Genomic DNA, 26,104 nt, shown 5'->3' with positions numbered 1-26,104 from the left:
GCTTTTAATTGAGACGAGGGATTGTGAGTCCGCATCCCTCGCTTTATCCTAAACGTATCAGACACAGAGGTACGTTTATGAATCTGAAAACTCACTACCGTCGTTGCCAACACTGCGGCAATCTACACAATTCCGACAATGACCTGCTGATTGACTGCGAGTCCTGCGGCAAGGAACTGGTTCCGCTTTATTACACACAGCTCGTGAAACTTGCCCAGGAGCAACTTGCAAACTCCAGCGAACTGATAAAGGACAATGCCGTCATGAAAGAGATTGTCGTGGTTGGCCTTACTGCCGACTGGGACTTGGATCCCGACCCTTTCTAATTACATATTGTAAGGGCCCCTGAATAAGTTCACCATAGGTTCTAAGAGGAGGCTTCTTATGCGAAGTCTCGACTTAGCCACGATATCAGGGAATGCCAAATTCGTAAAAAGAGCCAAGACTCTTGCCGATACTTTTTCATTCGAATTTGAAAGCTTTGACAGCTCTGACTCTTTCTTTGAAAAAACCGAGAACTATAAATCCATCACCTGTATAATTTTAGATTGTGCCGAAATTGAAAAACCCAATGAGGCCGCCGGAATGGTTCAGGTCGCCTGTCAAGTCGCTGCCGACAGCTACATAATTGCCGTAGTGAACTCCAAGCTTAAACCAGAAGATGCAAGAATCGTAAAGACCTCGGGTGCCTCGTTAGTCTTGATGGAAAATGAACTTTTCACAACTAGCAAACTTGAATTCGTAACAACTCAAGTAATCCGCTCATCATATATACCCGTCAAAATCTATGATCTCTATCCTGACAGCGAAACATCCTTTCCACTGTTTTATATGATGCCCGCCAACAAACGATTTTTGAAAATTGCAAAGCCCGGCATGCAAGTCAGCCCCACCTTTCTGCAAAAGTTTTCTGAGATGGGCGAACTCTATATTAAACGACAGGATTTCAAACAATGGGTAGAGTATTCCCGCAGTTATGATTCTGCAGATGAGGCCAGCGCCCTGCGCCGCTGCCGCCTGCAATTTCTGCAAATGTCCCAGTCCTTCTTGGAATTAACCCTGATGGTCAGTGATCAAAGTTCCTCGTCCTCTTTCGCTCTGGGAAAAGAGCTGTACGGAACTTGTGAGGCGTTCGCCAAGGAGCTGTTAAACACTCTGCATGTCGTGAAGAACCCTTTCGAGGTTATTAACAGTTCCTCCATTGGCGACTTTGGCTCCCTGGAACGGGCTCCGGCAATAGCGTCCTATGCCGCAGTACTAAGCCAGAACACAGCCATTGGAAAACCACTGGAGGTGATGATCGCAGCCCTGCTGTCAGACATTGGTTATCTGGATCTTTCCCCGTCTGCCTCTGCCAAACTTCGCGCCAATGCCATTCAAAACATGAATGCAGAAGAACTGATGGAGTATCAAAAGCATCCCATCTATAGCTTAAACCAATGTCTTTCGCGAAAGCTCCCACTTACGGAGCCTGTCAAAATGATGATTCTGCAAAGCCATGAACGTATGGATCAAAAAGGATTCCCCCATCGCATAAATCCGGAAAAGATCCTGGAGGAAGCAATGCTTGTACGCCTTTGTTGGGAATTGGATTCAAGGACTCAAGTCCGCTTGGGCGAGTCCCACCCTGACATTTACAAAATTATTGAAGAACTCTCTGCAACTGTGGGGGATACCGGGAGTTACTCCATAGGTTTTACGGTCAAAACCTCTCCGGTACTGAAGGCAATGCGCTTTCATTCTGAAAATCAAAGCCCGCACCAATAAAAAACCCGGTTCTTCACCGGGTTTCCTCAATTCCAATTTGGAAGTTATCTTATTTTTTCTTTTTCTTTTTTGGAGCTGGCGCTGCAGATTCAGCTGGTGCTTCGCCAGCGCTGCCCGCTCTGATTTTTGCCGCTTCCAACTGAGCTTCTGCAGCTTCAGCCTGAGCCTTTGCTGTTTCAGCGCGGATCTTAGCGTCTTCCGCTCTGTTTTTCGCGTCTTCTACGCGGGCTTGGACTTGTTCAAGCTCGGCTTTAGCTTTTTCAGCACTGGCCTTGTACTTTTCCAATTCCGCATCAGCGTGTTTAGCTGCGGCTTCGTTGTCTTCAATGGACTTCCTAGCACGAGCCAACTCCTGGGAAGCTTTCGCTTCTTCCTGGCGGTACTTCATGCGGTTGCTTTCAAGTTCCTGCTTCGCTTTTGCTGCAGTTTGCGCCACTTTCGCTTCATCTTTTTTGATGTCGTTCAGTTTTTTGCGCTCGTCTTCAACTTGAGAACTCAATTTTTTTGACTCTTCATTTGCAGATTTAAGCTCGGACTCTGTTTTTTCGATCATCGCTTTGGCTTGCTCTTCTTGAGCCTTTAAACGAGACATCTCAGCTTCAGCCTTGGCTTTTTCTGCATCAGCGCGAGCGATTTCAGATTTTGCTTTTGCATCGCGGGCTTTAGCTTCAGCCACCGCTTTTTCCACCAACAATTTTGTTTTGGAAAGATTTTGGTTTGCTTTCGCAGACTCCAATTTAGCGGCTTCTGCTTCACGTGTCGCTTTCATACCCGCTTCGGTTGCAGACTGTGCTTGTTTCTCAAGATCTTTTGCCTGAGACATCATGTCAGCCGCTTTTTTCTCTTCAGCTTTCTTCAAATCCATCGCGTCGTCGCGGGACTTCTTTTGTTTTTCAATTTGATTAGCAGCCGTTTTACTGCGAGCTGTTGCTTCCGCCTGGTCTTTTTCAGCTTTCTTTTGATCGCGATCAAATCCAGCAGCTTCTGCTTTCATTTTTGCGATATCGCGCTCTGCATTTGCTTGATCTCTTTTAGCATCTGCTTCCGCGGAACGAGCTTTATTAATAGCAGTTTGAGCATCAGAGCGTGCCTTATCACGGGCTTTGCGCTCTTCATCCGCACGGCGCTTAGCTTCGGCCGCTTCCGCTTTTGCACCTTCTGCATCAGCAATCGCTTCCTCTGCTTCAATTTGTTTGTCTTGTGCCAGTGCTCTTGTCGCTGTTGATGTCATCAAAGCTGCAACAAGAAGAATTCCCAATGTCTTGAAATGCATGAATGTCTCCTTAAGCTGTTAACAGGCAATAGGATATATGCATTTAAGGGAAAAAAAAAGCGACCAGGATTGGGGGGGGAGGATCCTGGCCGCAAGGGGGGGTTGCTTTAGTAGTAAAGCAATCACGGTGCCAGACCAACATTATGTTCAACTCCAATTAAATGGAGTTTAGCACGGTACCTCTGTCGAGAATTTATACGGAAAGCGCCAATTGTCGGCCCCGCATCTGAGACTGGACTCGACAGAATTTGTTCAAGAAATTCTACTTATAGTAATGACCTCTATCAGATTGAAACAGTTTTTGTGTTCCCTATTGCTTGGAGCCTGGGCATCCCCTGCTTTTGCTGCATTTCACATCGTATTGGACCCCGGGCACGGTGGAACAGACAAGGGAGCCGTCTATAACTCGATCAAAGAGGCCGACCTGGTTTTGACTGTGGCTCGCAAACTTCAAACCCTGCTAAACGAAGACCCGCATTTTGAAGTCACTATGACCCGCGATAATGATCGCGGCATCTCCCTGCCCGAGCGTGTGAAAATGGCCGAAAAAGCCAATGCCGATTTGTATGTCAGCCTTCACGCCAACGCAGCCCCGGATCAACGGGCCCGCGGTGTGGAGTTCTTCTTTCAAAACAATCTGCCCGCTGACGAGGACTCTTTGTTTTTAGCTAACCAGGAAAATCAGGCCATCGTAAATGCCCGCGAGCTGCACTCTCTTTCAGGCGGCGATGAACTATCAAAAAAAGGTGACATTGCTGCGATTGTGGAAGACCTGCGCCGACAAAATCGCATGAACTCCAGCTTGCGACTTACCAAGGCCCTGACCACGATTTGGGAAAACGATGAAAACGCCATGCAGGCAACTATCAAACAGGCACCTTTTTATGTGATCTCTAAAACGTCAATGCCAGCAGTCTTAATTGAGATTGGCTTTATTTCCAACCCCCGTGAAGCGCAGCGCCTGCAGCGTAAGGACTACCAAAAGGATTTGGCCGAAAAAATCTATAACGCCCTCGTCTCATACAAAGAAAAGATGGACAATTCCTCGGCCAAGAATCTAAATTAGGGTCTCTTTCATCCCCTACATTCTTAAGGAGCCCCCATGCGCAGCGACGGCCGTTTATTTGATCAGCTTAGAAATATTAAAATCACACCCAATGTCGCTGAATACGCTGAAGGCTCGGCACTAGTTGAATTCGGAAAAACCAAAGTTCTTTGCACGGCCAGCTACGAATCCAAAGCGCCACAATGGTTGGCTGGCACAGGCGCTGGCTGGGTGACGGCAGAGTACGGTATGTTGCCGCGCTCAACTCACACACGCATCAAACGTGATAAAGCGGCAAACAGCGGACGCACCCAAGAGATCTCCCGCCTGATCGGTCGCTCCCTGCGTGCTGCGGTTGACTTGAAACTCTTGGGCGAAAAACAAATCACTATCGATTGCGATGTTTTGAATGCCGATGGCGGTACTCGCACAGCTTCTGTTACAGGTGGCTATGTGGCTTTGGCCCTGGCTCTTAAAAAACTGGCTGCTGTCAGTGAGATTAAAGCCAATCCTTTGATCAATTATGTTTCCGCGATCAGCGTGGGTCTTCACAACGATAACATCCTTTTGGATTTGAACTATGATGAAGATTCCGCAATCGGCACTGACATGAACTTTGTCATGACCGACAAAGGAACGTTTGTTGAGGTGCAAGGCACGGCAGAGCACGTTCCTTTCACCCGTCAACAATTGAACAAGATGATGGACGTGGCTGAAAAAGGTTGCCGTGAGCTTTTCATTCACCAATCAGCAATTATCGGTGAAACTTACCGCTTGGCTGGCGCATAATTTCAGTAAGGGATAAACAAATGGAACTTTGGATTGCGACTGGCAATAAAGGCAAACTTTCTGAATTTCGCGTTCTTCTAAATGAAGTCGTCGATCTGCAATTGCACCATCAGGGCGAGATCGCCTCTTTCACTCCCCGACCTGAAGACGGCAAAACGTTTTTGGATAACGCCCGCATCAAGGCTAAAACTTTGCGCGCAGTTAAGAACAACGCGTGGGTCCTTGGGGAAGATGCGGGACTTGAAGTGGAAGGTTTAAATAATCTTCCAGGAATTCATTCTGCGCGCTATGCGGGCCCTAAAGCTTCTGACAGCGAAAACGTGGCGAAGCTTTTAAAGATGATCACACTAAAGCCTATGGCGAATAAAAACGCCCGCTTCGTTTGCACGACGGTGGTTTACACTCCGACTGGCGAGGAATGGATTTTCACTGGTGAACTTAAAGGCACGATCATCAGCAAGCCCGCAGGCCTGCACGGCTTCGGTTACGATCCTGTCTTTGTCCCTGAAGGCCAAACGCAAACCTTGGCAGAGTTGGGAAGCGGCTATAAAGCCCAGCACTCACACCGCGCCCAGGCTGTTAAACAGTTTTTAGAACGCTATAAGACCACACTTTAGGAATAGGAGACGCTCGCAATGCGCTTTTGGATAATCTGTTTGGCAGTTTTATTTTCAAGCCTTGTGAGCCATGCCCAAATGCCGGCCTTCACTGGATTTGGCGAGGGCTTTTCAGTTCAAAAAGGTTCAGACATAGTTCTTGATAATCTTCCACGCACAATGTCCCAGGATTCCATTGGACAATGCGCTTCCTGGGCCGCGACGGCAATGCTGCAAATTAATAACTGCCGTATTAAAAAGCAAAACTGCAAAGACCTGCCGGAATCAGAACTATTTTCCCCTTTGGATGTCGCACGCTTTGGCAAAAAAGCTGACGGCGATATTTCCTATGAGTCCAGCTATCGGGGGATCAGCCTTGATGGCAGTACAGCTGCTCTGGCGATGGAAGTGGTTGGGTTGCATGTTGGCTCCGCCGCAACTGAGGCCTGCATGTCCCTGGATAAAGTACTTGAAAAATTGGGTGGCGTTACTGACTATGCCGAACAAAGTCAGTCAGACGCTTTTGATAAGCTTAAAGAACTTTACGCAAAATCCCAGAAGATCGACAAGAAATGTGAAACATGTCTTTCAAAATTTGTGGATTCGGTCGATCAGGATATCTGCGAAAGATTTAACGTCAAAAATGATCCGAAGGTTTTACTAAAAGCTTTCTCGGAAGATACTTTCGAGAAGTTTCTTGATCAGTTGGTTTCCCCGCCTGAGTGCAAACGCGCAAAAAATCGCGCTTTCTTCGAGGGAAAAGACTCCATGGAGCTTCAATCTTTTCCCAAAACTGAAAAAGATAAGAACTATAAATCCATCGTGGCAAAAATTAAAAGCGTCCTGGATCAAAAGTTACCTGTTCTGATTCAGGGAATCTGCGTGACGGAAAAAAAGACGAAAAAATGTGACTCCAGCAACTCTCATGCGACAGTCATCACAGGGTATTCCCGTATGTGCGATACTGCTGGCAATTGCTATGATGCTTTAAAAATCCAAAACAGCTGGGGCGAAACCTGGCAGAAGTCGAAAAACGGTGGCTGGGTGGCCGCTGACGAACTCCTGCAAAACACTCCATTTCAAACCGAAACGTTAACCTGGCTTCAAGATAAGCCAAAATAAAAAGCCGATCAGTTGATCGGCTTTTAGCGAAACGCTCTGAAATTTCCTATACGCTCTTACAATTACGCTCACCCAAACGCACAAATTGAATTTTAAAATCTAATACTGTCCCGGAGTCGCCACACAACGGAAGCCGACGTTCTGAACGCTGATTCCCCATGATGCTGGCGCCTGCACTTCATTCGCGGTGATATCCCCGATATTAACCGTAAAGATACCGACTGTGCCTTTGTTATTCACACAGTTCGCTCCGCCACGAATCACTTTACCCGAGCTGCCGCCAAACAAGTTCCCCAGAAGTACATCCTTCTTAGGAACATCTGACATGCCGGTAAAATCAAGCATCGCTTTAGATCCTGGCTTCACATCCCAAGTGTTATTGTGATAATTACGACCATAAGGGGATGAAAGATCTGGCGAGTAAGAGTTTCCGTAAATAGTATCACTCACCCACTCCCAAGCATTTCCACCGAAGTCCCAAATCATATTACCGCTGGCAAGAACAAAGGTACGACGTTCTTCACCCTTGTTTTTTCCGGTGCCATCGTAAGGGTTTGCCACATTGCTGACTTCAACCGGCTCGCTCCATCCCGAATAGTAACCGGTATAAAGTGTGCCGGAAAGTTTTGCTCCGCCGGTCCAATTTTCACCGCGGCTATAAATTTCCAATGCCGTTGCATTCCATTCGGCGTTCGTCGGCAAACGATATGTCACACCCAAACTTGCACAAGCCGCAGCGGCCGTTGCTTTGTTGGCAATCCAAGGTTTCCCGGACGCCGTTGAAACAGCGGCACCGTTACTTTGTTTCATCTCGTATTTTGCAATACAAACCGCTGAAGTTCCCAACGAAGCGTTCGCCGCAACTAATTCAAAATTCGCAGGACAACCCACAACTGGCGTCGGACTTGGCGATGGAGAAGGACTCGGTTCTGGTGAAGGTTCAGCAGTTGGGCTTGGACTTGGCACCACAGTTGGTTGTGGCTCAGGAGCCGGCGATGGGGTCGCTGTCGGCGCAACCGTTGGCTGAGGCGTAGGAGAAGGCTCTGCCGTTGGGGACGGAGCTGGTGATGGCGCTGGAACAGGCTCCACAGTCGGAGATGGCGAAACTGTCGGAGACGGCGTCACAGTCGGCGCCGGAGTTACTGTTGGTGCGGGACTTGGCGATGGAGCAGGAGACTGTGTGGAATCATCAGAGGGTGCCGCTACTTCGCTCTCTTCGCCAGACGAACACGAAACTAAAAAGCTCGTCATTGAAACGCAAAGCAGGCTTGCGATCCATGTTTTCATCGATTCCCCTCTCCAAGGTATAACTGATGCTCTCTACGACTTATTTTTACCGCTTCTTGACATTTTCCAGAGAAAGTTTTGTGTTCCGACATTAAAAGTAGACCAAAGCCCCCAGCAAACGGGCTAATTTGCGGACAAAACGCGAGAATTCCCTAGGTTTTTTCCACCGTTTCTTGTTTAAATTGCACCCCAAACTAGTTTCAAACCGACACCCACTCCGCAGAATTTCTAAACTCCTCCGATAGCGAAGTTTTTCACAATACGGCATTGCAGAATAGCCCCTGGGAAATCGAAAAAAAGGGTTTCCTAACTTTACTCTGACAATGGCGTTTGCTAGTGTCCTTCAAACGCAACCCTACCCCGCTAAAACCGGGACAACTCTGGAGACTTTGAGTGATGAAGGGCCTAAAACTATTTACCGCTAATTCCAACCCCGAGCTGGCTAAAAAAGTGGCCGCTGCTGCGGGACTTGAACTCGGTTATTCCGAGGTCAGCACCTTCGCCGACGGGGAAATCCAAGTCGAAATTCATGAAAGTGTTCGAGGTCAGAATGTCTTTGTTATTCAAAGCACCTGCCCGCCTGTGAACCAAAGCTACATGGAGCTTTTCGTGATGCTGGATGCGCTTCGCCGGGCTTCGGCAGCTTCCATCACCGCTGTGATCCCTTATTACGGTTATGCCCGCCAGGATAGAAAGGTCGCGCCTCGCGCCCCTATCTCTGCGAAATTAATGGCAGATTTGATCACCACAGCGGGCGCTGATCGCGTTGTCTGCGTGGACCTGCATGCCGCCCAAATCCAAGGGTTCTTCAATGTACCGGTGGATCACTTGTTTGCGATTCCGACTCTGGCTCGTGCTTGGCGCGAAGCTCACGGTGTGGGCAGTGATTTTGTCGCAGTGAGTCCTGACGCCGGAGGGGTGGAAAGAACCCGCGCTTTCGCGAAAAGAATCGAATCCAGCATGGCCATCATCGATAAACGCCGTTCCGGCCCTAACGAGGCTAAAGCGCTGCACTTAATCGGGGATGTGACTGGAAAAACTGCCGTGATCGTCGACGATATGATTGATACGGCTGGAACCCTTACACAAGCAGTTGACAGTCTCTACAAGAATGGGGCAAAACGTGTGTTCGCTGTTGCAACGCACCCCGTTTTATCGGGTCCTGCGATCACTCGCCTGAAGGAAAGCCCTATTGAAAAAGTATGGGTCACCGACACCGTTCCGTTATCGGAAGCGGCTAAGGCCTGCGGAAAAATCGAAGTGGTTTCTGTAGCTCCCGTTTTGGCGGAAGCGATCAAACGAATCCACGGAAATGATTCTGTCAGCAGCTTATTTGATTAATATAAAAACACTTCAGGAAACTGAAGAACAACAACCAATCCTCTATCGGACTAGAAGGAAGACATTATGAAAAATAGAATCGAACTAAACGTAGAAGCTCGTCAAACTGGTAAAGGTAACAGCCGCGAATTGCGCGTTAACCGCCAAGTTCCTGCAGTTATCTACGGTGCTATCGCTCCAGTAAGCGTAACAGTTGGTGAAAAAGAAATCGTTAAGTACAACGTTCGTGCTTACGAGAATGCTCTTTTCAACTTGAAATCTGGTGTTAAAGAAGCAAACGGTATCGTTGTACTTGTTAAAAAAGTTGACGTTCACCCAGTTACTCGCCGTCCACAACACGTTGATTTCTATGCTCTTGATCTTAAAAAAGCAGTTCGCGTTAACGTTGAAGTTCGTCTTGAAGGTAAACCAGTTGGTCTATCTGAAGGCGGTATGTTGAACGTAGTTAACCGTCAAATCGAGATCGAAGTTCTTCCAACTGAGATCCCTGAATTCTTCACTGCTGACGTTTCTAACTTGGCAGTAGGCGACGCTCTTCACGCATCTGACGTGAAAATCTCTGGCTCTGCTAAATTGATCTCTTCTGCTGACACAACTATCGCGGTTGTATCTGCTCAAGAAGAAGAAGTTGCTGCAACTCCAGCTGCTGCTGCTCCGGCTGCTGCCGCTGCACCTGCTGCTGCTGCGAAAGCTGCTCCAGCTGCTGCAAAAGCTCCAGCTGCGAAAAAATAGTTTCCACTACTCCGACGAAGTCGGAGTGCAAACAGACTGTTTTATTTCCAAAAAGGCGGCTCTCATCGAGTCGCCTTTTTTTTTGATTAAGGCTTAATGAGGTTTTTATGTCATCATGGCTTGTCGTAGGTTTAGGAAATCCAGGTGGAGAGTACAAACTCACTCGTCACAATATTGGATTCATGGCTGTCGACTATTTCATGCAAGGCCTGGGCAATCCTTCTATTAAAAACCAATTCAAGGCCGAGGTGGCTCAGGCTTCCTGGCAAGGTCACACGCTTTATTTCTGCAAGCCTCAAACATATATGAACCTGTCTGGTGAATCCGTGCAGCCGCTGATGGGCTACTACAAGATCCCACTCGACCATTTGATTGTGATTCATGACGACATCGACCAGCCTTTCAATCAAATGAAAATTCATAAAAACCGTGGGCACGGCGGTCACAACGGAATCAAAAGTATCTCGCAATTATTGGGCACCCAGGACTATGCTCGCCTGAAATTGGGCGTCGGTCGCCCTGAAAACCCAAATTACCCTGTGGCAGACTATGTTTTGGGTAAATTTACGAAAGAGGAGTTCGACAAAATGCCGGACTTCCTGAACAAAGGTATCGACGCTATTGAGAGTATCATTCTGGATGGTATTCAAAAAGCTTCGACAAAATTCAACGGGTAAGCTACATTCCCCCGTGTTATAATTTGGTTTTTACTTAGGAGTTACTCATGGCTTTACAAGTCGGTATCGTCGGCCTTCCAAACGTTGGTAAAAGTACGCTTTTCAATGCGTTGACTTCAGCTAAGGCAGAGGCAGCCAACTACCCTTTCTGTACAATCGATCCGAACGTGGGTGTGGTAACAGTTCCAGATCCTCGCATGGATAAAATCACTACATTCATTAAGCCTCAAAAAGTAATACCAACAACTATGGAATTCGTGGATATCGCGGGTATCGTAAAAGGCGCATCACAGGGTGAAGGTTTGGGAAATCAATTCCTTTCCCACATCCGTGCAACTGATGCGATCGTGCACGTGGTTCGTTGTTTTGACGACCCAAATATCATTCACGTTGCTGGTAGCGTGGATCCACTTCGTGATATCGAAATCATCAACACTGAGTTGATGCTTGCGGATTTGGATTCAGCTGAAAAGCGCGTGAAGTCTCGCGAAAAAACTGCGAAAACTGGCGCCGACAAAAAAATCAAATTGGAATACGAAGTTGCCAAAAAAGCCGTTGAAGCTTTGGGCAAAGGCTTGCCTGCACGTTCTGTCGAATTGGACGAGCAAGAAGCTTTGATGATGAAAGACATGCACTTCCTGACTGCAAAACCAGTTCTTTACGCGATGAACGTAAACGATGCTGATTTCGCAGCGGGCGGCAATGATTGGACAAAAGCCGTTGAAAAACGTGCTGCTGAAGAAAACAATAAAACAATCCTGATCTGTTCTGCGATGGAAGCAGAGATCGCGTTGTTGCCACCAGAAGATCGCGCTGACTTCCTGGCAGCCTTGGGTTCTGAAGAGCCCGGCTTGAACCGTTTGATCCGTGAAGCTTACACGCTTTTGGGTCTACAAACTTACTTCACTGCTGGTGAAAAAGAAGTTCGTGCCTGGACGATTCGCGCCAACACGAAAGCTCCACAAGCAGCGGGCGTAATCCATACGGATTTCGAAAAAGGTTTCATCCGTGCAGAAACTTACCACTGTGAAGACTTGTTCACTTACAAGTCCGAGCAAGCGGTTAAGGATGCGGGCAAGTACCGCGTGGAAGGTAAAGAGTACGTCGTAAAAGACGGCGACGTTTTATTCTTCCGTTTCAACGTTTAATTTTTTTAAAGGGTTCCGCAAGGGACCCTTTATTCTTTTTCGGACACTTAGACAAATGTTAGTGAGGAATCATGTTTCAGAAGTTTTTTAGCACGTTGCTAGTTGTTCTTACCCTGTCCCCTGCTGCTTTCGCCGCGAAAGTCACTGACGGTGACATTCACAAAGGTGATTACAAGTGGTTCCAGTTCAATTTCATACAATCCATAGACAATAAGATCCCGTTCGAGAAACAGAACGACACTTATTTTGAATTGGAATTCGGTGGTCGTTCGGGAATTGTGGATCTCTACGGCTTCCTCGATGTCTTTGATACTTTCGATTCTTCAAAAAGTGACCGCCATGACGGCGATAATTTCTTCTTCAAATTCGGTCCGCGCTTATCCCTGGACTACATGACAGGTCACGACCTGACAGCAGGCCCGATTCAAGAGTGGTTTATTTCCACACTTTTCTACGTCGGCGATCGCGATTTATTTGAACAGTACATCGGCTTAGGAACCGACATTCAAGTTCCATGGTTGGGCAAACTGGGTGCGAACCTGATGGCCCGCCACGTGCGCGAAAACTTTGATGCCGACGACGAAGGCGAATGGAATGGCTATATCCTAACAACAAACTGGTTCAAGCCACTTGTGGAATTCGAAAACAAATCATTCATCACATGGCAGGGCTACCTAGACTACAAGTTCGGCGCCAACAAAATCGCCGACGACGTGGATCGTACATCTTGGTCACTTGAATGGTTCAACGGTTTCTACTGGCACTCCAAACAGTACGCTGTCGGATATGGCCCGAAGTACTACCAAAACATGGCGCTCTTTAAATCCGGCGGAATCGCAGGAGAAACATCGGGCATCGGACACTACTTCGCCGTCATTTACAAATTCTAAAAGGTACGGACTTACTTTCTCCAATGCAAAAGCCTCAACTGTTTCGGTTGGGGCTTTTTTGTGTCTTGTGGGCAAAGTTGTCAGTTTGTACATCCGTATCGGATGTACAAACTGACAACTTTGCCCTCACTCCTCTATTCCGAACGATGTCGTTGCTCGCGGGCGAAGTCGATCAGGATGTGGAAGCTCCACACGGTCAGAAACAAAATCAAACTTGGAAATAAAATCAAATGCGGAAAACTTGAAAGAGTTTTCCAGCCCTCAGAGACCAGGATGCCCCAGCTGGTGTAAGGCGGATGCACGCCGATACCAATGAAGCTCATGAAGCTTTCATAAAGGATATTAGTCGGAATTTGCATCGCTACCAGCACCAATAATGAACTTACGATATTGGGTAAAATATGGCGGGCAATAATATGTGCACTGTTGCCGCCGATTGAGATCGCTGCTTCCACAAACGGTTTTCGTTTGGTTTCAATCACCATCCCGCGCGTAACACGAGCCAGATTAATCCAATGAGTAAAAGAAATACCCACGCATAATCCCACCAAGGCTGCCCACTGCGGATCTTGAATAGGTAGGATCACCTGAACACTTAGGCACAAGACCGCGACCAGAATAAAACTAGGAATCGCCATGACGATATCACAAAAGCGCATCATCACGCGATCCGTGCCTCCCTCGAACCAACCAGCCACTGCACCATAAACCAGACCGATTAAGAAGGTCAGAATTGCACAGACGACCCCCACAGTTAATGAGACCCGCGCACCCAAAAGCACTCGCGCAAATAAATCCCGGCCTAATGAGTCGGTTCCAAACAAATGGGCCCACGTTGGGGAAAGAAGCGTCTGCTCGACGTTCTGTTCATAGCCTTGGGTAAAAAACCACGGCCCCACAATGACGGCTACCAATAGCAAAGATAAAAACGAAATCGCCAGAATCACCGAAGGACGCTTCATGCTTCCTCCCGAATTCTTGGATCCACCGCGCGAATTAAAACGTCGATAAATGAATTTACGATGATCAGCAATGCCCCGTAAAACAAAGTCAGGCCCACGATCAAGGTGTAATCACGATCGCCCAAGGCGATAATGAACTGGCCACCTAATCCGGGAATTGCAAATAGCATTTCGACCAGGAAGGATCCCGATAACAAACCCACTAGCAACGGCCCCAGAAAACTTAAGAATGGAACCAAGGAATTACGAAGCACGTGATGAGTCAGAACCTGCCACTCTTGCGCACCCTTGGCCTTGGCCGTACGAACGTAATCCAGTTCGTAGTTGTCCTTTAAGGAAGTCTTAAGCAAGCGCACCAAGATCGCCATCGGGCGCACACACAATGTCAAAACCGGCAGAATATAGTTTTTAGGCTCTGTTAAGAATGCCGTGGGCAAAAGATCGAAGTAGAATCCAAAGAAGTAAATCAACAAAGGTCCCCAGAACAAACTGGGAAGAGAGATAAACGTGATCATCAACTGATCCACGGTTTTTTCAAAGTAACCACCACGATAGCGCTGCGAAGTCAGGGCTAATACAAAGGCACCGACCAGCACCACGATCAAGGCCACCAAATTCAAACTAAAAGTATTCGCAAAGCCATTGGAAATAATAGAAGACACTGATTGATCAGGACGAGACATCGAAACGCCCAAATCACCGTGCAACAACGAACTCAGGTACTTGCCACTTTGAACCAGGGATGATTCCTGAATCCCCCACTGCGAAATCAAGGCTGCTTTGACGGTCGGATGCAAAGCCGCTTCTTCATCAAAGGGCCCGCCCGGCAAAGCTTTCAGCAATAAAAAACAAAACGTCACCAGCACCGCCAGTGACGCTATAATTTCAAAAGCTTTCTTAATTAAAAAACGCACCCAGTTGTTATTCAATGCTGCTCTTTCAAAATCCGATTTAGATATCGTCCCAGTTTTCTTTTCCTACCAGCTCTGCATTTACTTTTACAGGAACTGCTTCAGAGAGGTATGGGAAAAGGTTGTTATTGTTGCCGTACAATTTTCCGTAAACGTAGGCGTTTGATACCACACGTTTTACATAGTTGCGGGTTTCCAGGAACGGAATGTGTTCAATGAACTCGTCCGTTTCCAAAGTACCAAAAGACACCAGCCAGTTTTTCACACGGTGAGGTCCGGCGTTGTAACCAGCCGCGACCAACGGGATCGTGTTATCAAAGCGATCCATCAGACGTTTCAAATAACGCGAACCAATTTGCACCGCAGTGTCTGGTTCAAGCAGCTGAGTCGGTTTGAAATCCTTCGCCCCTACCATCGTCGCCACTTTGTAACCCGTAAATGGCATGACCTGCATCAAACCCAATGCACCCACCGGGGAAATCGCATCACGGCGATAAGAACTCTCGGCTCTCATGATGCCCCAAACAAGTTCCGTAGGTACTGTGAACTTTTTCGTATACTTATCAACTGAGTCTGAGAACGCACGCGGGTACGCCAGTTCCCACATCGCACGACCGCCGTCAACACCTTGTGTTGCGCGAGTCGTCCCGAACGTCACTTGCGCGATATAAGAAGAACGATTGAAGTGACCTGCTGTCGAATACTCAGACATCAAAGTTTTCAAGTGTTCGCGATTGCGGGTTTTTCTTTCGATGTCATAAAGATCCCAACGAGCCCATTCGTTTTCACCGATGATCATCAGATCACGGGCACGCTCGAAGCGCTTCATCAACACCGGACTATTAAAGACAACCTTGTCGCCGCCTTCAGAAGCTTCACCTTCAGCCGGAGCCGCATCGTCTTGTGCAACTTCCACAGCTTTCGTGTCTGGATTTTCCTCGGCCGCCGCTTCTTCGTCGCTTTCTTTTTCATCATCCGTCGAGTACTGCGTGATCATCAGATTTTCTTCGGATTCAGATTCGTCACCACGATAAGTGATGTCATCTGCATTCGGGGTCAAAAACTCCCCGGCAGAAAAGCGTGAAATCATACGTGGAGTTGTCGGAAGATTTGTGGTGGCCAACTTTTGCAAAGGCAGAACTTCCATTTTCTTTAGACGTTCCTGAGCCGCGATAGAGTAGTAACCCATCAACGGATCTTTCGCCAAAGTCGCCATCTTATTGCGGGCCTCAGTCATCTTGCCTTGGCGATACAAACTCATGGCCATCCAGTAACTGACACGGTCGTTCGGGAATGATTTCCAAGCCCGCTTGTTACGGCTCTTTTCACTTTGCATTTCAGCGAAGGCTTTATTGGCACCTTGATAATCACCTTTAAGATACTTTAGCCAAGCCATGTGCCACTTTGCATCTTTAGTAAGACCCGAAGTCGGATAAAGTTTCATGAACTCCTGGAATCTGCGGGCGGCGCCATCGTAATCCTGGAACTGATAACTTAAAAACGCGGATTGGTACAAAGCCTGACGACCTGTTTTGGAACGTGGACTTAGTTTGTAAGCAGAGTAATAAGATCCCACTGCCAACTGCACTTCCCCGGCGCGTGCGGAAGCTGACGCGAAAAGAATCAGGTAATCGAAATCACGCTTCTTTTCTTCATAGTAGGGTTTTAGCAAATCAACGGCTTTACCCAGCTCCCCTTCTTGCATGTAGAACTGTACCTGCAGTTTATCTGCAAGATACTTGTCCACTTTTGCAAGATTGGATTTCATCGTGTTAATTTCAGATTGAGCCCGGGAATCAAGACCTGCAAACAACAGATGTCTTACGCGAGTACGGAAGTCCTCGGTGCTGGTTGCGCAAGCGGTTTCCTTGCCTTCGAATTTATTGGCAGCAAGATCCACTCCCCAGTCTGCAACTTTGGAGTACGCCGGATGCTTTTCATAAAGCTTCACCAGCCATTTACACATTTGTGCACGCTTCCCCAAACCTTGTTCGGCAGCAGCAAGATTATAAATAATTTCAGGATAGGATTCGGTATTGCGAGTGCGCTTTTCAAGTTTTGAAAAAACTGTCGCCGCATCTTTGAAATTCTTTTTCTCAAGATCGATTTGACCCATCATACTTTGCACGTCGATGGTCATCTTCACATTCGGAGAAAGCGATTGAATCGCTTCAAGCTCTTTATAAGCCTCATCCAATTTGGAAGTTTTCAGGTAAGATTGCGCCAAATAATAACGCGCATACTCCTGCATTTCGGTTTTATTTTGCGCGATAGTTTGGAACACCGGGATCGCTTGTTCGTACTTACTCGCTTTAAATTGCTCTAGTGCCTTTTTAAAGGAATCCAGCTCGTCTTTTCCAGACTGAGCCATCGCCAAAGGCGCTGATAATAAAATAGAAATCAAAACAGACTTTGCTGTGGTCCGCATCCCGTCACTCCCTCGAATCTCAGATGGCGTCATCCTTGTCACCATCTCCTAATAATGATACCGAATATCTATGGCAAAATCGAAAAATAAAACTGTCTATACCTGTCAAAATTGTGGTGCCCAGCGACCTCGCTGGGAAGGTAAGTGCTCTGACTGCGGCGCGTGGAATTCTTTCGTCGAGGAATTGCAGCTGGAGGAGCCTAAAACCAGAGGATGGTCCACAGGAAGTGTCGAAAAAACAAGCACTGCCCCTGGAGCAGGTAAACCAGTGTCTCTGGACCAAAGCCTTGAGGCGATTAAATTGGATCGCTTTGATACGGGATTCCAAGAGTTGAATCGCGTACTGGGCGGCGGATTGGCGCGTGGAAGCTTCGTGTTATTGGGCGGATCACCGGGAATTGGTAAATCGACTTTGCTTTTACAAATGGCCGGCGGCCTTGCCGCTGACAAGCGCAAGATTCTTTATATTTCGGGCGAGGAAAGCGTTTCACAAACGGGCTCCCGCGCACATCGCTTGGGGATTCGCTCCCCGCTTATCGAAGTGGGTGCGGAAAGCAACCTTCATAACGTGATGGAACTAGCTCGCCATAAAAAACCGGATGTTCTGGTCGTCGACTCGATTCAAACTATGTATTTGTCTGATTTGCAGGCGGCACCGGGTTCCGTATCACAAGTTCGCGAGTGCGCCGGGCATTTGATGGGCTTAGCAAAACAAGACGGCATCGCCGTGATCCTGATTGGTCACGTTACTAAAGATGGCACGATCGCGGGTCCAAAAGTATTGGAGCACATGGTGGACTGCGTGCTCTCGTTTGATGGCGATACTTCCTATGATTTCCGTTTATTGCGCACTTTGAAAAATCGCTTTGGTGCCGCTCATGAACTGGGTGTTTTCCAAATGAACTCCAAAGGTTTGGAAGAAGTTCTGAATCCTTCGGAACTTTTCCTGGAAGAACGTGGCGATCAACTGATCGGCTCTGCGGTTTTTGCTTCGATGGAAGGGACTCGTCCGCTTTTGTGTGAAGTTCAAGCCCTGACACTTTCCACGAATATGGCGATGCCTCGTCGTACTTCCTTGGGTATTGATGTGAACCGCCTGCATTTACTGACGGCGGTTTTGGATCGTCACTTGGATGTACGCCTGTCGAGCAATGATATTTTCGTAAACGTCGTGGGTGGATTGAAATTGATTGAACCGGCTGCGGATTTGGCAGTCGCTGCTGCCATTTTGTCGACGGAAGGCCGACGCGATCTTGACGCAAAAACGGTTTTCTTTGGTGAGATCGGTTTGACCGGTGAAGTTCGCGGGGTTTCCTTCGTTGAAAGCCGAATCAAAGAAGCTGATAAGCTGGGCTTCCAGCACTTCGTGATTCCACACTCGAACAAACGGCATCTGGCGGATCTGAAAATTTCTGGTGATAAGAAAATTTCTTATATCAAGAACGTCAAAGATCTGAGTAGAATAATTTAAACCACCAAAAGGGGCAGAGGCGAATGTCAGCACTTGAGCAGCTTCATAAGCAGGAGTTCAAAGCCGGAGAATTTATTTTCTTTCAAGGGGATGTGGAACGACACTTCTACATCATCGAGTCCGGCACCGTAAAAATCTGCACCATGGATCGAACTGGCAAGGAAGTTGAAATTAGCACCATCAATGAGGGCGAATCCTTTGGTGAGTTTGCCATGCTGGACAACGCTGCCCGCTCTGCCTCTGCAAAGTGTGTTACTGATGTGGTTGTTGTACGAGTTTCCGAAGATGGCTTTCAAGAGCTACTTAACGACCTGCCGGTATGGGCAAACTGCATGTTAAAGGCGTTTGTCGGTCGTTTAAAGAAAATGATGGAAGACCAAAAAGACCAACAGGCTTAAACTTAAATAAGGCCCTCCAACGAGGGCTTTTTCATTCTAAAATCGGCAAATTTGAGCCCCTGTCAATTGCTTCAACTGGCGCAGTCTATGCTATTCGCTCAGGGGCTGGCGCAGGGTTTGCTGAAGGGGATCTCATTGGAGATTCGAATGAAGAAGTCCCTTCTGAATGTGTCTATTCTTTTGACGGTTATTTCTCAACCCGGCATCGCGGCTGAACGCTGCGAAGCTATATTCGGAGAACCTGCTAACAGGTCACTTGAGGTGACCGGCCCTTCCCTTCTGACTCAAAAGCAATATCAGGATTTTTTAAATTCCGTTGATGCTTTGTTAGGTCCTCTGCAGACCCCTGAGAATCTTAAAGTCACCATGACTGAACCTGGCGTTGGCGGTGTTTTTTCAAAGGATGACAACTACATCAGTGTTCCATCGACATTTTTAAAGTATGGAGTAAAAAAAGGCAGTCATCCAAAGTTTACGACTGCCATTTTGGCCCACGAATACGGGCATGCCGTTCTAAATCAAAATATTAAGAAATACTCCCCCCTGTGGGAAGCCTATGAAATCGAACGCACTGGCAGCATGGAGAGTGCTCAAGCAGCGCTGAAAGAAACCATGGCGGCATTGGATGCGATACGCAACGCCAAAACTCCAGAAGAAAAGTCCGCTGCAGAAGCCAATAAAGTAAAAGTATTCGCCGAAATTAAAGTATCCGCCGAACGGTCGGCAGACCGTGTGCAAGTGTTAAAAATCATGACCGCTTACAATGAGATGTTTGCGGATACAGTGTCAGTAATTCGCTTTCAAGATCCAAGAATTATATATAAAGCCATATCTGGTGATGCGCTTATTGCCAGCTCTGTTAAGATGTATAAGGATCCGGCAACAAAGTATGCCGTTAGATTTTCGGAAAAAGATTTGAAGCGGATAACTTTGGAAAATAGACAGTTTGATAAAAGCTGGGGGCCCGCTAATTTACAACAATGGCAAAAAGACATTGCTGCCACAATCGCCAATAAAGAGATGCACCCTTATCTTTTGCTGGCTCCTGCAAGATCAGCACTTTGGGATGCGATTAAAAACAAAGTTCATAATCCTGAAGAACAACAGCAAATTCTGGCCAAGCTTCTGCAAGTAATTGGAAAACATTTTGAAGCGAATTTTCAGGATATTAAGAATGTAAGGACATTGAATCCTCTGGAGTTCAATCAGTCGCTCATTCGTGACATTGAAAAAGCTTTCGCCAACTAGTAAAGCTCCAGTTAGCCGACTTAATCCAAATCCAGGAGTCGATACCCGACTCCTGCTTCTGTTTCGATAAGATCCGGGATGTCTTCCCGAGTTTTAAGTTTCTTTCTAACCGCTCCAACATAGACACGCAAATAGTGAGTGTGCTCAACCGAGTTGGGGCCCCAAATCTCGTTCAGAAGCATACGATGGGTAACGACTTTGCCTTTATATTTGATTAGTACTTTTACGATATTAAATTCAGTGGCCGTCAGCTTAATCATTTCGCCATCCACAAGAACCGTATGCCCGGGAATATCGACAACCAAGGGACCGCTGCGCAGTTCAGTTTTACTTGCGACCACTCCACTGGAATGACGAAGAGCCACCCTCATTCGCACCAAAAGCTCTGGAACACTAAAAGGTTTTGTTACATAGTCATCGGCCCCACCGTCCAGCGCCGCGATTTTATCTTCATCAGAATTTTGAACCGTAAGCACGATGACTGGAACCTGCGACCATTCACGAATTTCTTTTAGAACCAAAAGACCATTTTTATCCGGCAACCCTAAGTCCAACAAAATAATCTCGGGACGAAGTGAGGCGGCCATCGCCAGACCTTCTTGCCCGCTGGAGGCTTCATCCACGTGATAAGCATTCGCTTCCAAACTTACCCGCAGTAGTTTGCGAATCGCGTTCTCATCATCGATTACCAGTACTTTGCGAAGACTGTCCTTCATGTTGCATCCTCAGTCAGAGCCAAGGGTGGAGTTTCAAACGGCAAATCGATCACAAACTCTGCACCCGAGCGATCTTGTCTGTTACGAGCATAAACTTTACCGCCATGAGCTTCAACAAATGCCTTCACAATAGCAAGCCCCAATCCCACGCCCCCCGTCGGGCTTCCGGGAATTCGATAAAAGGCTTCAAAGATCTTTTCTAGATTTGCGGTCGGAATTCCCGGTCCCTCATCAATGACTTTTAAGCGAATCCAGGAGCCTTCCCGACTTAAATGAACCGCGATTGGCGTATTGTCGGGAGCATAACGAGAAGCATTAATGATGAGGTTGGATACCGCATGCTCCATAAGACGCTCATCCATCTGCAGAAAACAAGGGTCGACTTCAAACTTTTTAACTATCTGATGTGACAAAATCAAAGGTTTAATTTTCACCAGCATAGTTTCAATAACATCGACATAATCAACCCATTGCTTCTTGGGCTTCAGAACACCGGAATTCAAGCGAGACATGTCCAAAAGATTTTCCACGACTTGATCCAAACGCCGGGAAGACTCGATCACGGCCTCAATCAACTCACCGCGAACACCATCCGTCGGACTGACTTTCGCATCCTGCAATGCGGATGCAGAACCTATAATCGCAGTCAAAGGCGTGCGCAATTCGTGCGACACTGAGTTTAACAGCGCCTGATGTAATTTTTCTGAAGCCTCCAGAACTTTTACATCCTGCAATCGTTTTTGCAGCTGCAAGCGCTCCAAAGACATCGCCAGCTGGCTTGCCACTGTCTCCATAAGGTTCTCTTGATCCAGGGACAGACCTTGTGATTTACGCGGATAAAACAGCAAAACGCCGACCAGTCCATTCTTGCCCTTAAGAGGTAGACTCAAACACCTTGATTCAGTCAAAGTATCTGTCCGCCATCCCGCTTTCTTTTTGTTTTCGAAAGACCATAATGCCAGAGCCAGATCTTTTTCATTCAACTTTGCAGTGTTATAGGGTTTCCGCTCCAACTTACCCAAAGCATCCACAAGTAAAATTTTAACTTTTCCATTCAGAAGAGTTTGCAGATTTTGCTCGGCAGAAAGGCAGGCTTCGGTTTCGGTGACTGACGATGACATGTCTTTTACAAGCTCATACAAAGCTCTATTGAATTGATCTCTTTGCAGCAGATCACGATCTCTGCGACGAATCTTGGCGGTTAAAAATCCACCCATCAAAGCAACAAAGAAATATGCGATACACATCATCACGTCTTCGGCCGCAGAAATACGCATAGTGAAAAGCGGCGGGATAAAAAGAAAGTTCCAAACCAGCACACTTAACGTCGCGGCAAATAAAATCGGTCCCAGGGTCGTGATAAAACCCATCAGCAGGATACCCATAAGGAAAATAAATCCAACCGCGCGATAACCCAAATACGGATTCACCAGTTCACTGATAACAGTAATGCCGACGACAAACCAAAAAGTATTCCAATACGCAGATCCTGGAGCATAAAGTGCCGGCGGAGTCCAACGCACAGCCTTTTTCTTTTTCTCCTCTTCCTGACGAATAACGTGAACGTCCACTGAGCTGGATTTTTGAACCAATTGATCTAACAAAGATCCGCGACGATCAAAGATATTCCACCAGTGGCGTTCGGGGCGCCCCATAATTATTTGCGTGACGTTACGTTCATGGGACGTGCGCTGAATGGCTTGGGCAATGTCGACGTCTCTGACCGAAACCACTTCGGCACCCAGCTCTCGCGCCAAGGCCAGATTCTTATGCAACATATTTTCATCCGCGGGATCCAACTGCACACCGACATCCACGTAAAGTGCAATCCAAGGTGCTTCCAGATGATAAGCCATACGACGAGTCGTTCTGATCAATCGTGCGGAATAGGGACTGTGCCCCACCGCGACCATTAGTCGTTCCTGAGTATTCCAGGGACCCACAACCCTTTGAACAAGCATGTGATCCTGTAAATCCTGATCCACTTTCTCGGCAGTATAACGAAGGGCTAATTCGCGAAGGGCATGAAGATGGGCTTCTTTAAAAAAGTTCTCTTCCGCTTTCGCGACGCGATCCCCTTGATAAACTTTTCCCTCTTGAAGGCGTTTGCGCAAATTCTGCGCACTGATATCGACCAGTTCGATTTGTTGCGCACGATCCACGACCGAATCAGGCACACGCTCAAAAACCCGAACTCCGGTTATCTGCTGGACCAGATCCGAGCGACTTTCAATATGTTGGACATTGATCGTCGTATAGACATTAATGCCCGCATCCAGCATTTCCAAAACATCTTGATATCTTTTCGGGTGACGGGAACCAGGGGCATTCGTATGAGCCAATTCATCAACCAGAACAAGATGCGGACGCCGCGCGAGGATCGCATCCAAATCCATTTCTTCAAGTACGGTATCTTTATATTGAATTTTTATTTTCGGAACGACATCGAGGCCCAAAATAAGCTCTTCAGTTTCCTTTCGTCCGTGCGTTTCAACCACACCGACGATCAGATCCGTCCCTTGGCGAATTTGCTCTTGCGCTGATTTAAGCATCGCATAAGTCTTACCCACACCAGGGCACATCCCGAAAAAAATCCGAAGATGACCTTTGTTCAAGGCCTCTTCTTCTTTTTGAACCCCCTCTAAAAGGCGATCCGGATTCGGGCGATACTCATCACTCATAATTTATGGTCCAATGCCAAATTGAGTTTTAACACATTCACTCGAGGTTCCCCTAGGAACCCCCACTGGCGAGGCTCAGTATATTCCTGAATCAAAGCCAATACTAGATGCCTTTGCTCTAGCGTCAATTTACGCTCTCCGACAATTCTTCCCACTTGGTCATGCGCTGCTTCGGGGCTGATATGTGGATCTAAGCCACTGCCCGAGGCATAAATCTGTTCGTGCGTCGCTCCGGCTTCTTTACGTTCGGTGGTAGCTTTTTTAAGTGTGTCATTACCTAGAGACATGTTGCTTCCCACCGATGCCGTACCATTGAAGTCATTCATGGAAGGACGCGACTGGAAATACTTTTTATCCACGAATTTCTGCGAAAGAAGTTCGGATCCGACAACGCTGCCATTGTTCTCGATCAGTGATCCCCTCACCTGGTAGGGGAAAATCAAATCTCCGACAATCGCCATAGATAGTGGATAAAGGATTCCAGTTAACAAACTTAAAGCGACAAAAACTCTGACGCCAATCAACCAATTTTTCATGACACTACTCCCAGAGCCACAACAACCAAATCAATAATCTTAATACCCAGGAACGGAGCTATAATTCCGCCCACTCCATAAAACAGAATGTTTTGGCGCAAAATCACATTGGCACCGCGTGGACTGTATTTCACCCCCCGCAAAGCCAATGGTACCAGCAAGATGATAATTAACGCGTTGAAGATCACAGCACTTAAGATCGCACTTTGAGCTGAATGCAAACCCATAACGTTAAGCCTTCCTAGCGGACCTTGCGCTGCCTGAGTTGCATACAAAGTCGCAAACATCGCCGGGATAATTGCAAAATACTTCGCAACATCGTTCGCCACACTGAAAGTCGTCAGTGCCCCGCGAGTCATCAAAAGCTGTTTTCCTGTTTCCACGATTTCAATCAGCTTCGTTGGATTGGAATCCAAGTCGACCATGTTCCCGGCCTCTCGGGCCGCTTGCGTTCCTGTGTTCATTGCAACACCAACATCTGCTTGAGCTAACGCGGGAGCATCGTTCGTCCCGTCCCCTGTCATTGCCACTAAGTGACCCTTGCTCTGTTCCTCGCGGATACGCGCCAATTTTGTTTCTGGAGTGGCCTGTGCAATATAGTCATCAACTCCCGCTTCAGCGGCGATGGCCGCCGCAGTCAAAGGATTGTCGCCGGTGACCATCACAGTTCTAATACCCATTTTTCGAAGTTCGGCGAAGCGCTCTTTGATACCACCTTTAACTATATCTTTAAGATAGATTACTCCTAAAACCCGATTGCCTTCAGAAACCACCAGGGGCGTTCCACCTTTACGGGCAATCCCTTCGACGATTTCTTTTGCGGCCAACGGATAGATTCCACCTAGGGATTCCACATGCTTTTGAATCGCATCACCTGCGCCTTTTCTTAACATGCGATCACCTTCAGGTACTTTCACGTCCACCCCGCTCATGCGAGTCTGGGCGGTAAAGGGTACGAACTGAGCAGAATGCGGGCCCAAAGCTTTCGCACGCAAAGAAAACTTATGTTTCGCCAGCACGACGACCGAACGACCTTCAGGCGTTTCATCACTCAGCGAAGCTAGCTGAGATGCCTCAGCCAGAGTTTCCTCATTAACTCCCGGCACCGGAATAAATTCACTGGCCATGCGATTTCCCAAAGTGATCGTCCCCGTTTTATCCAACATCAGAACATCGATATCGCCGGCGGCTTCCACTGCTCGTCCGCTTTTAGCGATAACGTTTTTGCGAATCAAGCGATCCATACCACTGATACCGATTGCACTTAACAAGCCACCAATGGTCGTCGGAATCAGACAAATCAACAAAGCGATAAGAACTGTAATCGTCACGACGCCCGAAAGATCCTGATTTGCCGCCTGCGCCGAAAAAGCCGCAAAGAATTTCAATGTTACCACCGCCAACAGGAAAACAACGGTCAAAGCGATCAGCAGAATTCCAAGGGCAATTTCATTCGGTGTCTTTTGTCTGCTTGCACCTTCGACCAGGGAAATCATGCGATCCAGAAAGCTTTCGCCAGGGTTCGCTGTGATTCGAATTGAAATTCGGTCACTGATAACTTGAGTTCCCCCGGTCACCGCACTGCGATCACCACCGCTTTCGCGAATCACCGGAGCGGACTCCCCCGTAATGGCGGATTCATCGACCGTCGCAATACCATCGATGACTTCACCGTCACCGGGTATAACGTCACCGGACTCACACACAACCACATTTCCCTTACGAAGCTCCGTGGCTGCGACAGCGACCTCTTTGCCGTTTCGAATAAGACGGGCAATACTGTGAGTTCGGGTGTTGCGCATACTCTCGGCTTGGGCTTTGCCCCGCCCTTCTGCCAAACTTTCAGAAAAGTTCGCGAATAGAACTGTGAACCAAAGCCACAATGCAATCTGCAACTCAAATCCAAAGGATACGCCCGATACTATATGAGTCAGGGTAACTACGCTGACAATAAGAGCCCCCAACCACGTGATCATCATCACAGGATTTCCCCACTGCGCCTTCGGGTGAAGTTTTTTGAAACTGGAAACAATCGATTCTTCTAAAAGTTTTTTGTCAAAAAATGAATTCTGCATAACTACCTGTC

The 26,104-nt window shown here is 47.5% G+C and carries 23 protein-coding genes; 14 read left to right on the top strand and 9 right to left on the bottom strand.

What is annotated here, in order from left to right:
• The first annotated feature begins 77 nt into the window (after positions 1 to 77).
• Positions 78 to 326, top strand: a complete 249-nt coding sequence (locus tag ACLVWU_RS05460) for a hypothetical protein (protein WP_413577933.1) — start codon at positions 78 to 80, stop codon at positions 324 to 326.
• Positions 327 to 384: 58 nt separating this feature from the next.
• The gene (locus ACLVWU_RS05455; RefSeq protein WP_413577931.1) at positions 385 to 1,767 is read left to right on the top strand and encodes an HD domain-containing phosphohydrolase; all 1,383 of its coding nucleotides are present in this window, start codon (positions 385 to 387) and stop codon (positions 1,765 to 1,767) included.
• 49 nt (positions 1,768 to 1,816) lie between these two features.
• Here ACLVWU_RS05455 and ACLVWU_RS05450 read toward each other — a convergent pair whose 3' ends face one another.
• Positions 1,817 to 3,040, bottom strand: a complete 1,224-nt coding sequence (locus ACLVWU_RS05450) for a hypothetical protein (RefSeq protein ID WP_413577929.1) — start codon at positions 3,038 to 3,040, stop codon at positions 1,817 to 1,819.
• Positions 3,041 to 3,314: 274 nt separating this feature from the next.
• Between ACLVWU_RS05450 and ACLVWU_RS05445 the strand changes: the two genes are divergently transcribed.
• The 4 genes from ACLVWU_RS05445 to ACLVWU_RS05430 are packed head-to-tail and all read left to right on the top strand — an operon-like array spanning position 3,315 to position 6,592.
• Entirely contained in the window at positions 3,315 to 4,106 is a 792-nt protein-coding gene (locus tag ACLVWU_RS05445) for an N-acetylmuramoyl-L-alanine amidase family protein (RefSeq protein ID WP_413577928.1), read from the top strand.
• A gap of 36 nt (positions 4,107 to 4,142) precedes the next feature.
• On the top strand, positions 4,143 to 4,874 hold the full coding sequence (gene rph, locus ACLVWU_RS05440) for a ribonuclease PH (RefSeq protein WP_413577927.1): 732 nt from the start codon (positions 4,143 to 4,145) through the stop codon (positions 4,872 to 4,874).
• 20 nt (positions 4,875 to 4,894) lie between these two features.
• Positions 4,895 to 5,491 carry an RdgB/HAM1 family non-canonical purine NTP pyrophosphatase gene (gene rdgB, locus ACLVWU_RS05435; protein ID WP_413577926.1) on the top strand — a complete coding sequence of 199 codons (597 nt, stop codon included), beginning with the start codon at positions 4,895 to 4,897 and terminating at the stop codon, positions 5,489 to 5,491.
• 18 nt (positions 5,492 to 5,509) lie between these two features.
• Positions 5,510 to 6,592 carry a hypothetical protein gene (locus tag ACLVWU_RS05430; protein WP_413577924.1) on the top strand — a complete coding sequence of 361 codons (1,083 nt, stop codon included), beginning with the start codon at positions 5,510 to 5,512 and terminating at the stop codon, positions 6,590 to 6,592.
• Between the two features lie 99 nt (positions 6,593 to 6,691).
• Here ACLVWU_RS05430 and ACLVWU_RS05425 read toward each other — a convergent pair whose 3' ends face one another.
• Positions 6,692 to 7,879 (bottom strand): SUMF1/EgtB/PvdO family nonheme iron enzyme, encoded by a 1,188-nt coding sequence (locus ACLVWU_RS05425; RefSeq protein WP_413577923.1) that lies wholly within the window; start codon positions 7,877 to 7,879, stop codon positions 6,692 to 6,694.
• 396 nt (positions 7,880 to 8,275) lie between these two features.
• Between ACLVWU_RS05425 and ACLVWU_RS05420 the strand changes: the two genes are divergently transcribed.
• From ACLVWU_RS05420 to ACLVWU_RS05400, 5 genes are all read left to right on the top strand, one after another.
• Complete coding sequence (locus ACLVWU_RS05420; protein ID WP_413578768.1) at positions 8,276 to 9,220, top strand: ribose-phosphate diphosphokinase; 945 nt, start codon at positions 8,276 to 8,278, stop codon at positions 9,218 to 9,220.
• A gap of 66 nt (positions 9,221 to 9,286) precedes the next feature.
• Positions 9,287 to 9,952, top strand: a complete 666-nt coding sequence (locus tag ACLVWU_RS05415) for a 50S ribosomal protein L25 (RefSeq protein ID WP_413577921.1) — start codon at positions 9,287 to 9,289, stop codon at positions 9,950 to 9,952.
• A 107-nt stretch (positions 9,953 to 10,059) separates the two neighbouring features.
• On the top strand, positions 10,060 to 10,629 hold the full coding sequence (gene pth, locus ACLVWU_RS05410) for an aminoacyl-tRNA hydrolase (RefSeq protein WP_413577920.1): 570 nt from the start codon (positions 10,060 to 10,062) through the stop codon (positions 10,627 to 10,629).
• 47 nt (positions 10,630 to 10,676) lie between these two features.
• Positions 10,677 to 11,777 (top strand): redox-regulated ATPase YchF, encoded by a 1,101-nt coding sequence (ychF, locus tag ACLVWU_RS05405; RefSeq protein WP_413577919.1) that lies wholly within the window; start codon positions 10,677 to 10,679, stop codon positions 11,775 to 11,777.
• A 71-nt stretch (positions 11,778 to 11,848) separates the two neighbouring features.
• Positions 11,849 to 12,667 carry an outer membrane protein OmpK gene (locus ACLVWU_RS05400; RefSeq protein WP_413577918.1) on the top strand — a complete coding sequence of 273 codons (819 nt, stop codon included), beginning with the start codon at positions 11,849 to 11,851 and terminating at the stop codon, positions 12,665 to 12,667.
• Positions 12,668 to 12,801: 134 nt separating this feature from the next.
• Here the strand turns inward: ACLVWU_RS05400 and ACLVWU_RS05395 are convergent, their stop codons facing one another.
• The 3 genes from ACLVWU_RS05395 to ACLVWU_RS05385 are packed head-to-tail and all read right to left on the bottom strand — an operon-like array spanning position 12,802 to position 16,968.
• Positions 12,802 to 13,629 (bottom strand): ABC transporter permease, encoded by an 828-nt coding sequence (locus ACLVWU_RS05395; RefSeq protein ID WP_413577917.1) that lies wholly within the window; start codon positions 13,627 to 13,629, stop codon positions 12,802 to 12,804.
• Positions 13,626 to 14,558: an ABC transporter permease gene (locus ACLVWU_RS05390; protein WP_413577915.1), complete on the bottom strand. Its 933-nt coding sequence runs from the start codon at positions 14,556 to 14,558 to the stop codon at positions 13,626 to 13,628. Before ACLVWU_RS05390 ends, ACLVWU_RS05395 begins: the two co-directional genes overlap by 4 nt.
• 22 nt (positions 14,559 to 14,580) lie before the next feature.
• Complete coding sequence (locus ACLVWU_RS05385) at positions 14,581 to 16,968, bottom strand: transglycosylase SLT domain-containing protein (RefSeq protein ID WP_413577913.1); 2,388 nt, start codon at positions 16,966 to 16,968, stop codon at positions 14,581 to 14,583.
• Between the two features lie 70 nt (positions 16,969 to 17,038).
• On the opposite strand from ACLVWU_RS05385, the gene radA reads away from it, so the two are divergent.
• From radA to ACLVWU_RS05370, 3 genes are all read left to right on the top strand, one after another.
• Positions 17,039 to 18,439 carry a DNA repair protein RadA gene (radA, locus tag ACLVWU_RS05380; protein WP_413577912.1) on the top strand — a complete coding sequence of 467 codons (1,401 nt, stop codon included), beginning with the start codon at positions 17,039 to 17,041 and terminating at the stop codon, positions 18,437 to 18,439.
• Positions 18,440 to 18,462: 23 nt separating this feature from the next.
• Positions 18,463 to 18,837, top strand: coding sequence for a Crp/Fnr family transcriptional regulator (locus tag ACLVWU_RS05375; protein ID WP_413577910.1), 375 nt, complete (start codon positions 18,463 to 18,465; stop codon positions 18,835 to 18,837).
• 147 nt (positions 18,838 to 18,984) lie between these two features.
• Entirely contained in the window at positions 18,985 to 20,085 is a 1,101-nt protein-coding gene (locus ACLVWU_RS05370; protein ID WP_413577909.1) for a hypothetical protein, read from the top strand.
• Positions 20,086 to 20,105: 20 nt separating this feature from the next.
• Here ACLVWU_RS05370 and ACLVWU_RS05365 read toward each other — a convergent pair whose 3' ends face one another.
• From ACLVWU_RS05365 to kdpB, 4 genes are read right to left on the bottom strand one after another with little or no spacing between them, the layout of a single operon-like run.
• Positions 20,106 to 20,801: a response regulator gene (locus ACLVWU_RS05365; protein ID WP_413577908.1), complete on the bottom strand. Its 696-nt coding sequence runs from the start codon at positions 20,799 to 20,801 to the stop codon at positions 20,106 to 20,108.
• Complete coding sequence (locus ACLVWU_RS05360; RefSeq protein ID WP_413577907.1) at positions 20,798 to 23,482, bottom strand: ATP-binding protein; 2,685 nt, start codon at positions 23,480 to 23,482, stop codon at positions 20,798 to 20,800. The genes ACLVWU_RS05365 and ACLVWU_RS05360 overlap by 4 nt, the downstream gene beginning before the upstream one ends.
• Positions 23,479 to 24,018 carry a K(+)-transporting ATPase subunit C gene (kdpC, locus tag ACLVWU_RS05355; protein ID WP_413577906.1) on the bottom strand — a complete coding sequence of 180 codons (540 nt, stop codon included), beginning with the start codon at positions 24,016 to 24,018 and terminating at the stop codon, positions 23,479 to 23,481. The genes ACLVWU_RS05360 and kdpC overlap by 4 nt, the downstream gene beginning before the upstream one ends.
• Positions 24,015 to 26,093 carry a potassium-transporting ATPase subunit KdpB gene (gene kdpB, locus ACLVWU_RS05350; protein WP_413577905.1) on the bottom strand — a complete coding sequence of 693 codons (2,079 nt, stop codon included), beginning with the start codon at positions 26,091 to 26,093 and terminating at the stop codon, positions 24,015 to 24,017. The genes kdpC and kdpB overlap by 4 nt, the downstream gene beginning before the upstream one ends.
• Positions 26,094 to 26,104 lie beyond the last annotated feature (11 nt).

It is taken from the genome of Bdellovibrio sp. HCB290 (genome assembly GCF_047305925.1).
In the GTDB taxonomy this organism is placed as follows: domain Bacteria; phylum Bdellovibrionota; class Bdellovibrionia; order Bdellovibrionales; family Bdellovibrionaceae; genus Bdellovibrio.
Note: the sequence above shows the minus strand (reverse complement) of the source record. Positions and strands in the feature narration are given on the sequence as shown.

Excerpts from the sequence above, each read along its gene's own strand:
- ACLVWU_RS05460 (WP_413577933.1), top strand. The coding sequence starts at position 78 with ATGAATCTGAAAACTCACTACCGTCGTTGCCAACACTGCGGCAATCTA.
- ACLVWU_RS05455 (WP_413577931.1), top strand. The coding sequence starts at position 385 with ATGCGAAGTCTCGACTTAGCCACGATATCAGGGAATGCCAAATTCGTA.
- ACLVWU_RS05450 (WP_413577929.1), bottom strand. The coding sequence starts at position 3,040 with ATGCATTTCAAGACATTGGGAATTCTTCTTGTTGCAGCTTTGATGACA.
- ACLVWU_RS05445 (WP_413577928.1), top strand. The coding sequence starts at position 3,315 with ATGACCTCTATCAGATTGAAACAGTTTTTGTGTTCCCTATTGCTTGGA.
- rph (WP_413577927.1), top strand. The coding sequence starts at position 4,143 with ATGCGCAGCGACGGCCGTTTATTTGATCAGCTTAGAAATATTAAAATC.
- rdgB (WP_413577926.1), top strand. The coding sequence starts at position 4,895 with ATGGAACTTTGGATTGCGACTGGCAATAAAGGCAAACTTTCTGAATTT.
- ACLVWU_RS05430 (WP_413577924.1), top strand. The coding sequence starts at position 5,510 with ATGCGCTTTTGGATAATCTGTTTGGCAGTTTTATTTTCAAGCCTTGTG.
- ACLVWU_RS05425 (WP_413577923.1), bottom strand. The coding sequence starts at position 7,879 with ATGAAAACATGGATCGCAAGCCTGCTTTGCGTTTCAATGACGAGCTTT.
- ACLVWU_RS05420 (WP_413578768.1), top strand. The coding sequence starts at position 8,276 with ATGAAGGGCCTAAAACTATTTACCGCTAATTCCAACCCCGAGCTGGCT.
- ACLVWU_RS05415 (WP_413577921.1), top strand. The coding sequence starts at position 9,287 with ATGAAAAATAGAATCGAACTAAACGTAGAAGCTCGTCAAACTGGTAAA.
- pth (WP_413577920.1), top strand. The coding sequence starts at position 10,060 with ATGTCATCATGGCTTGTCGTAGGTTTAGGAAATCCAGGTGGAGAGTAC.
- ychF (WP_413577919.1), top strand. The coding sequence starts at position 10,677 with ATGGCTTTACAAGTCGGTATCGTCGGCCTTCCAAACGTTGGTAAAAGT.
- ACLVWU_RS05400 (WP_413577918.1), top strand. The coding sequence starts at position 11,849 with ATGTTTCAGAAGTTTTTTAGCACGTTGCTAGTTGTTCTTACCCTGTCC.
- ACLVWU_RS05395 (WP_413577917.1), bottom strand. The coding sequence starts at position 13,629 with ATGAAGCGTCCTTCGGTGATTCTGGCGATTTCGTTTTTATCTTTGCTA.
- ACLVWU_RS05385 (WP_413577913.1), bottom strand. The coding sequence starts at position 16,968 with ATGCGGACCACAGCAAAGTCTGTTTTGATTTCTATTTTATTATCAGCG.
- radA (WP_413577912.1), top strand. The coding sequence starts at position 17,039 with ATGGCAAAATCGAAAAATAAAACTGTCTATACCTGTCAAAATTGTGGT.
- ACLVWU_RS05375 (WP_413577910.1), top strand. The coding sequence starts at position 18,463 with ATGTCAGCACTTGAGCAGCTTCATAAGCAGGAGTTCAAAGCCGGAGAA.
- ACLVWU_RS05370 (WP_413577909.1), top strand. The coding sequence starts at position 18,985 with ATGAAGAAGTCCCTTCTGAATGTGTCTATTCTTTTGACGGTTATTTCT.
- ACLVWU_RS05365 (WP_413577908.1), bottom strand. The coding sequence starts at position 20,801 with ATGAAGGACAGTCTTCGCAAAGTACTGGTAATCGATGATGAGAACGCG.
- ACLVWU_RS05360 (WP_413577907.1), bottom strand. The coding sequence starts at position 23,482 with ATGAGTGATGAGTATCGCCCGAATCCGGATCGCCTTTTAGAGGGGGTT.
- kdpC (WP_413577906.1), bottom strand. The coding sequence starts at position 24,018 with ATGAAAAATTGGTTGATTGGCGTCAGAGTTTTTGTCGCTTTAAGTTTG.
- kdpB (WP_413577905.1), bottom strand. The coding sequence starts at position 26,093 with ATGCAGAATTCATTTTTTGACAAAAAACTTTTAGAAGAATCGATTGTT.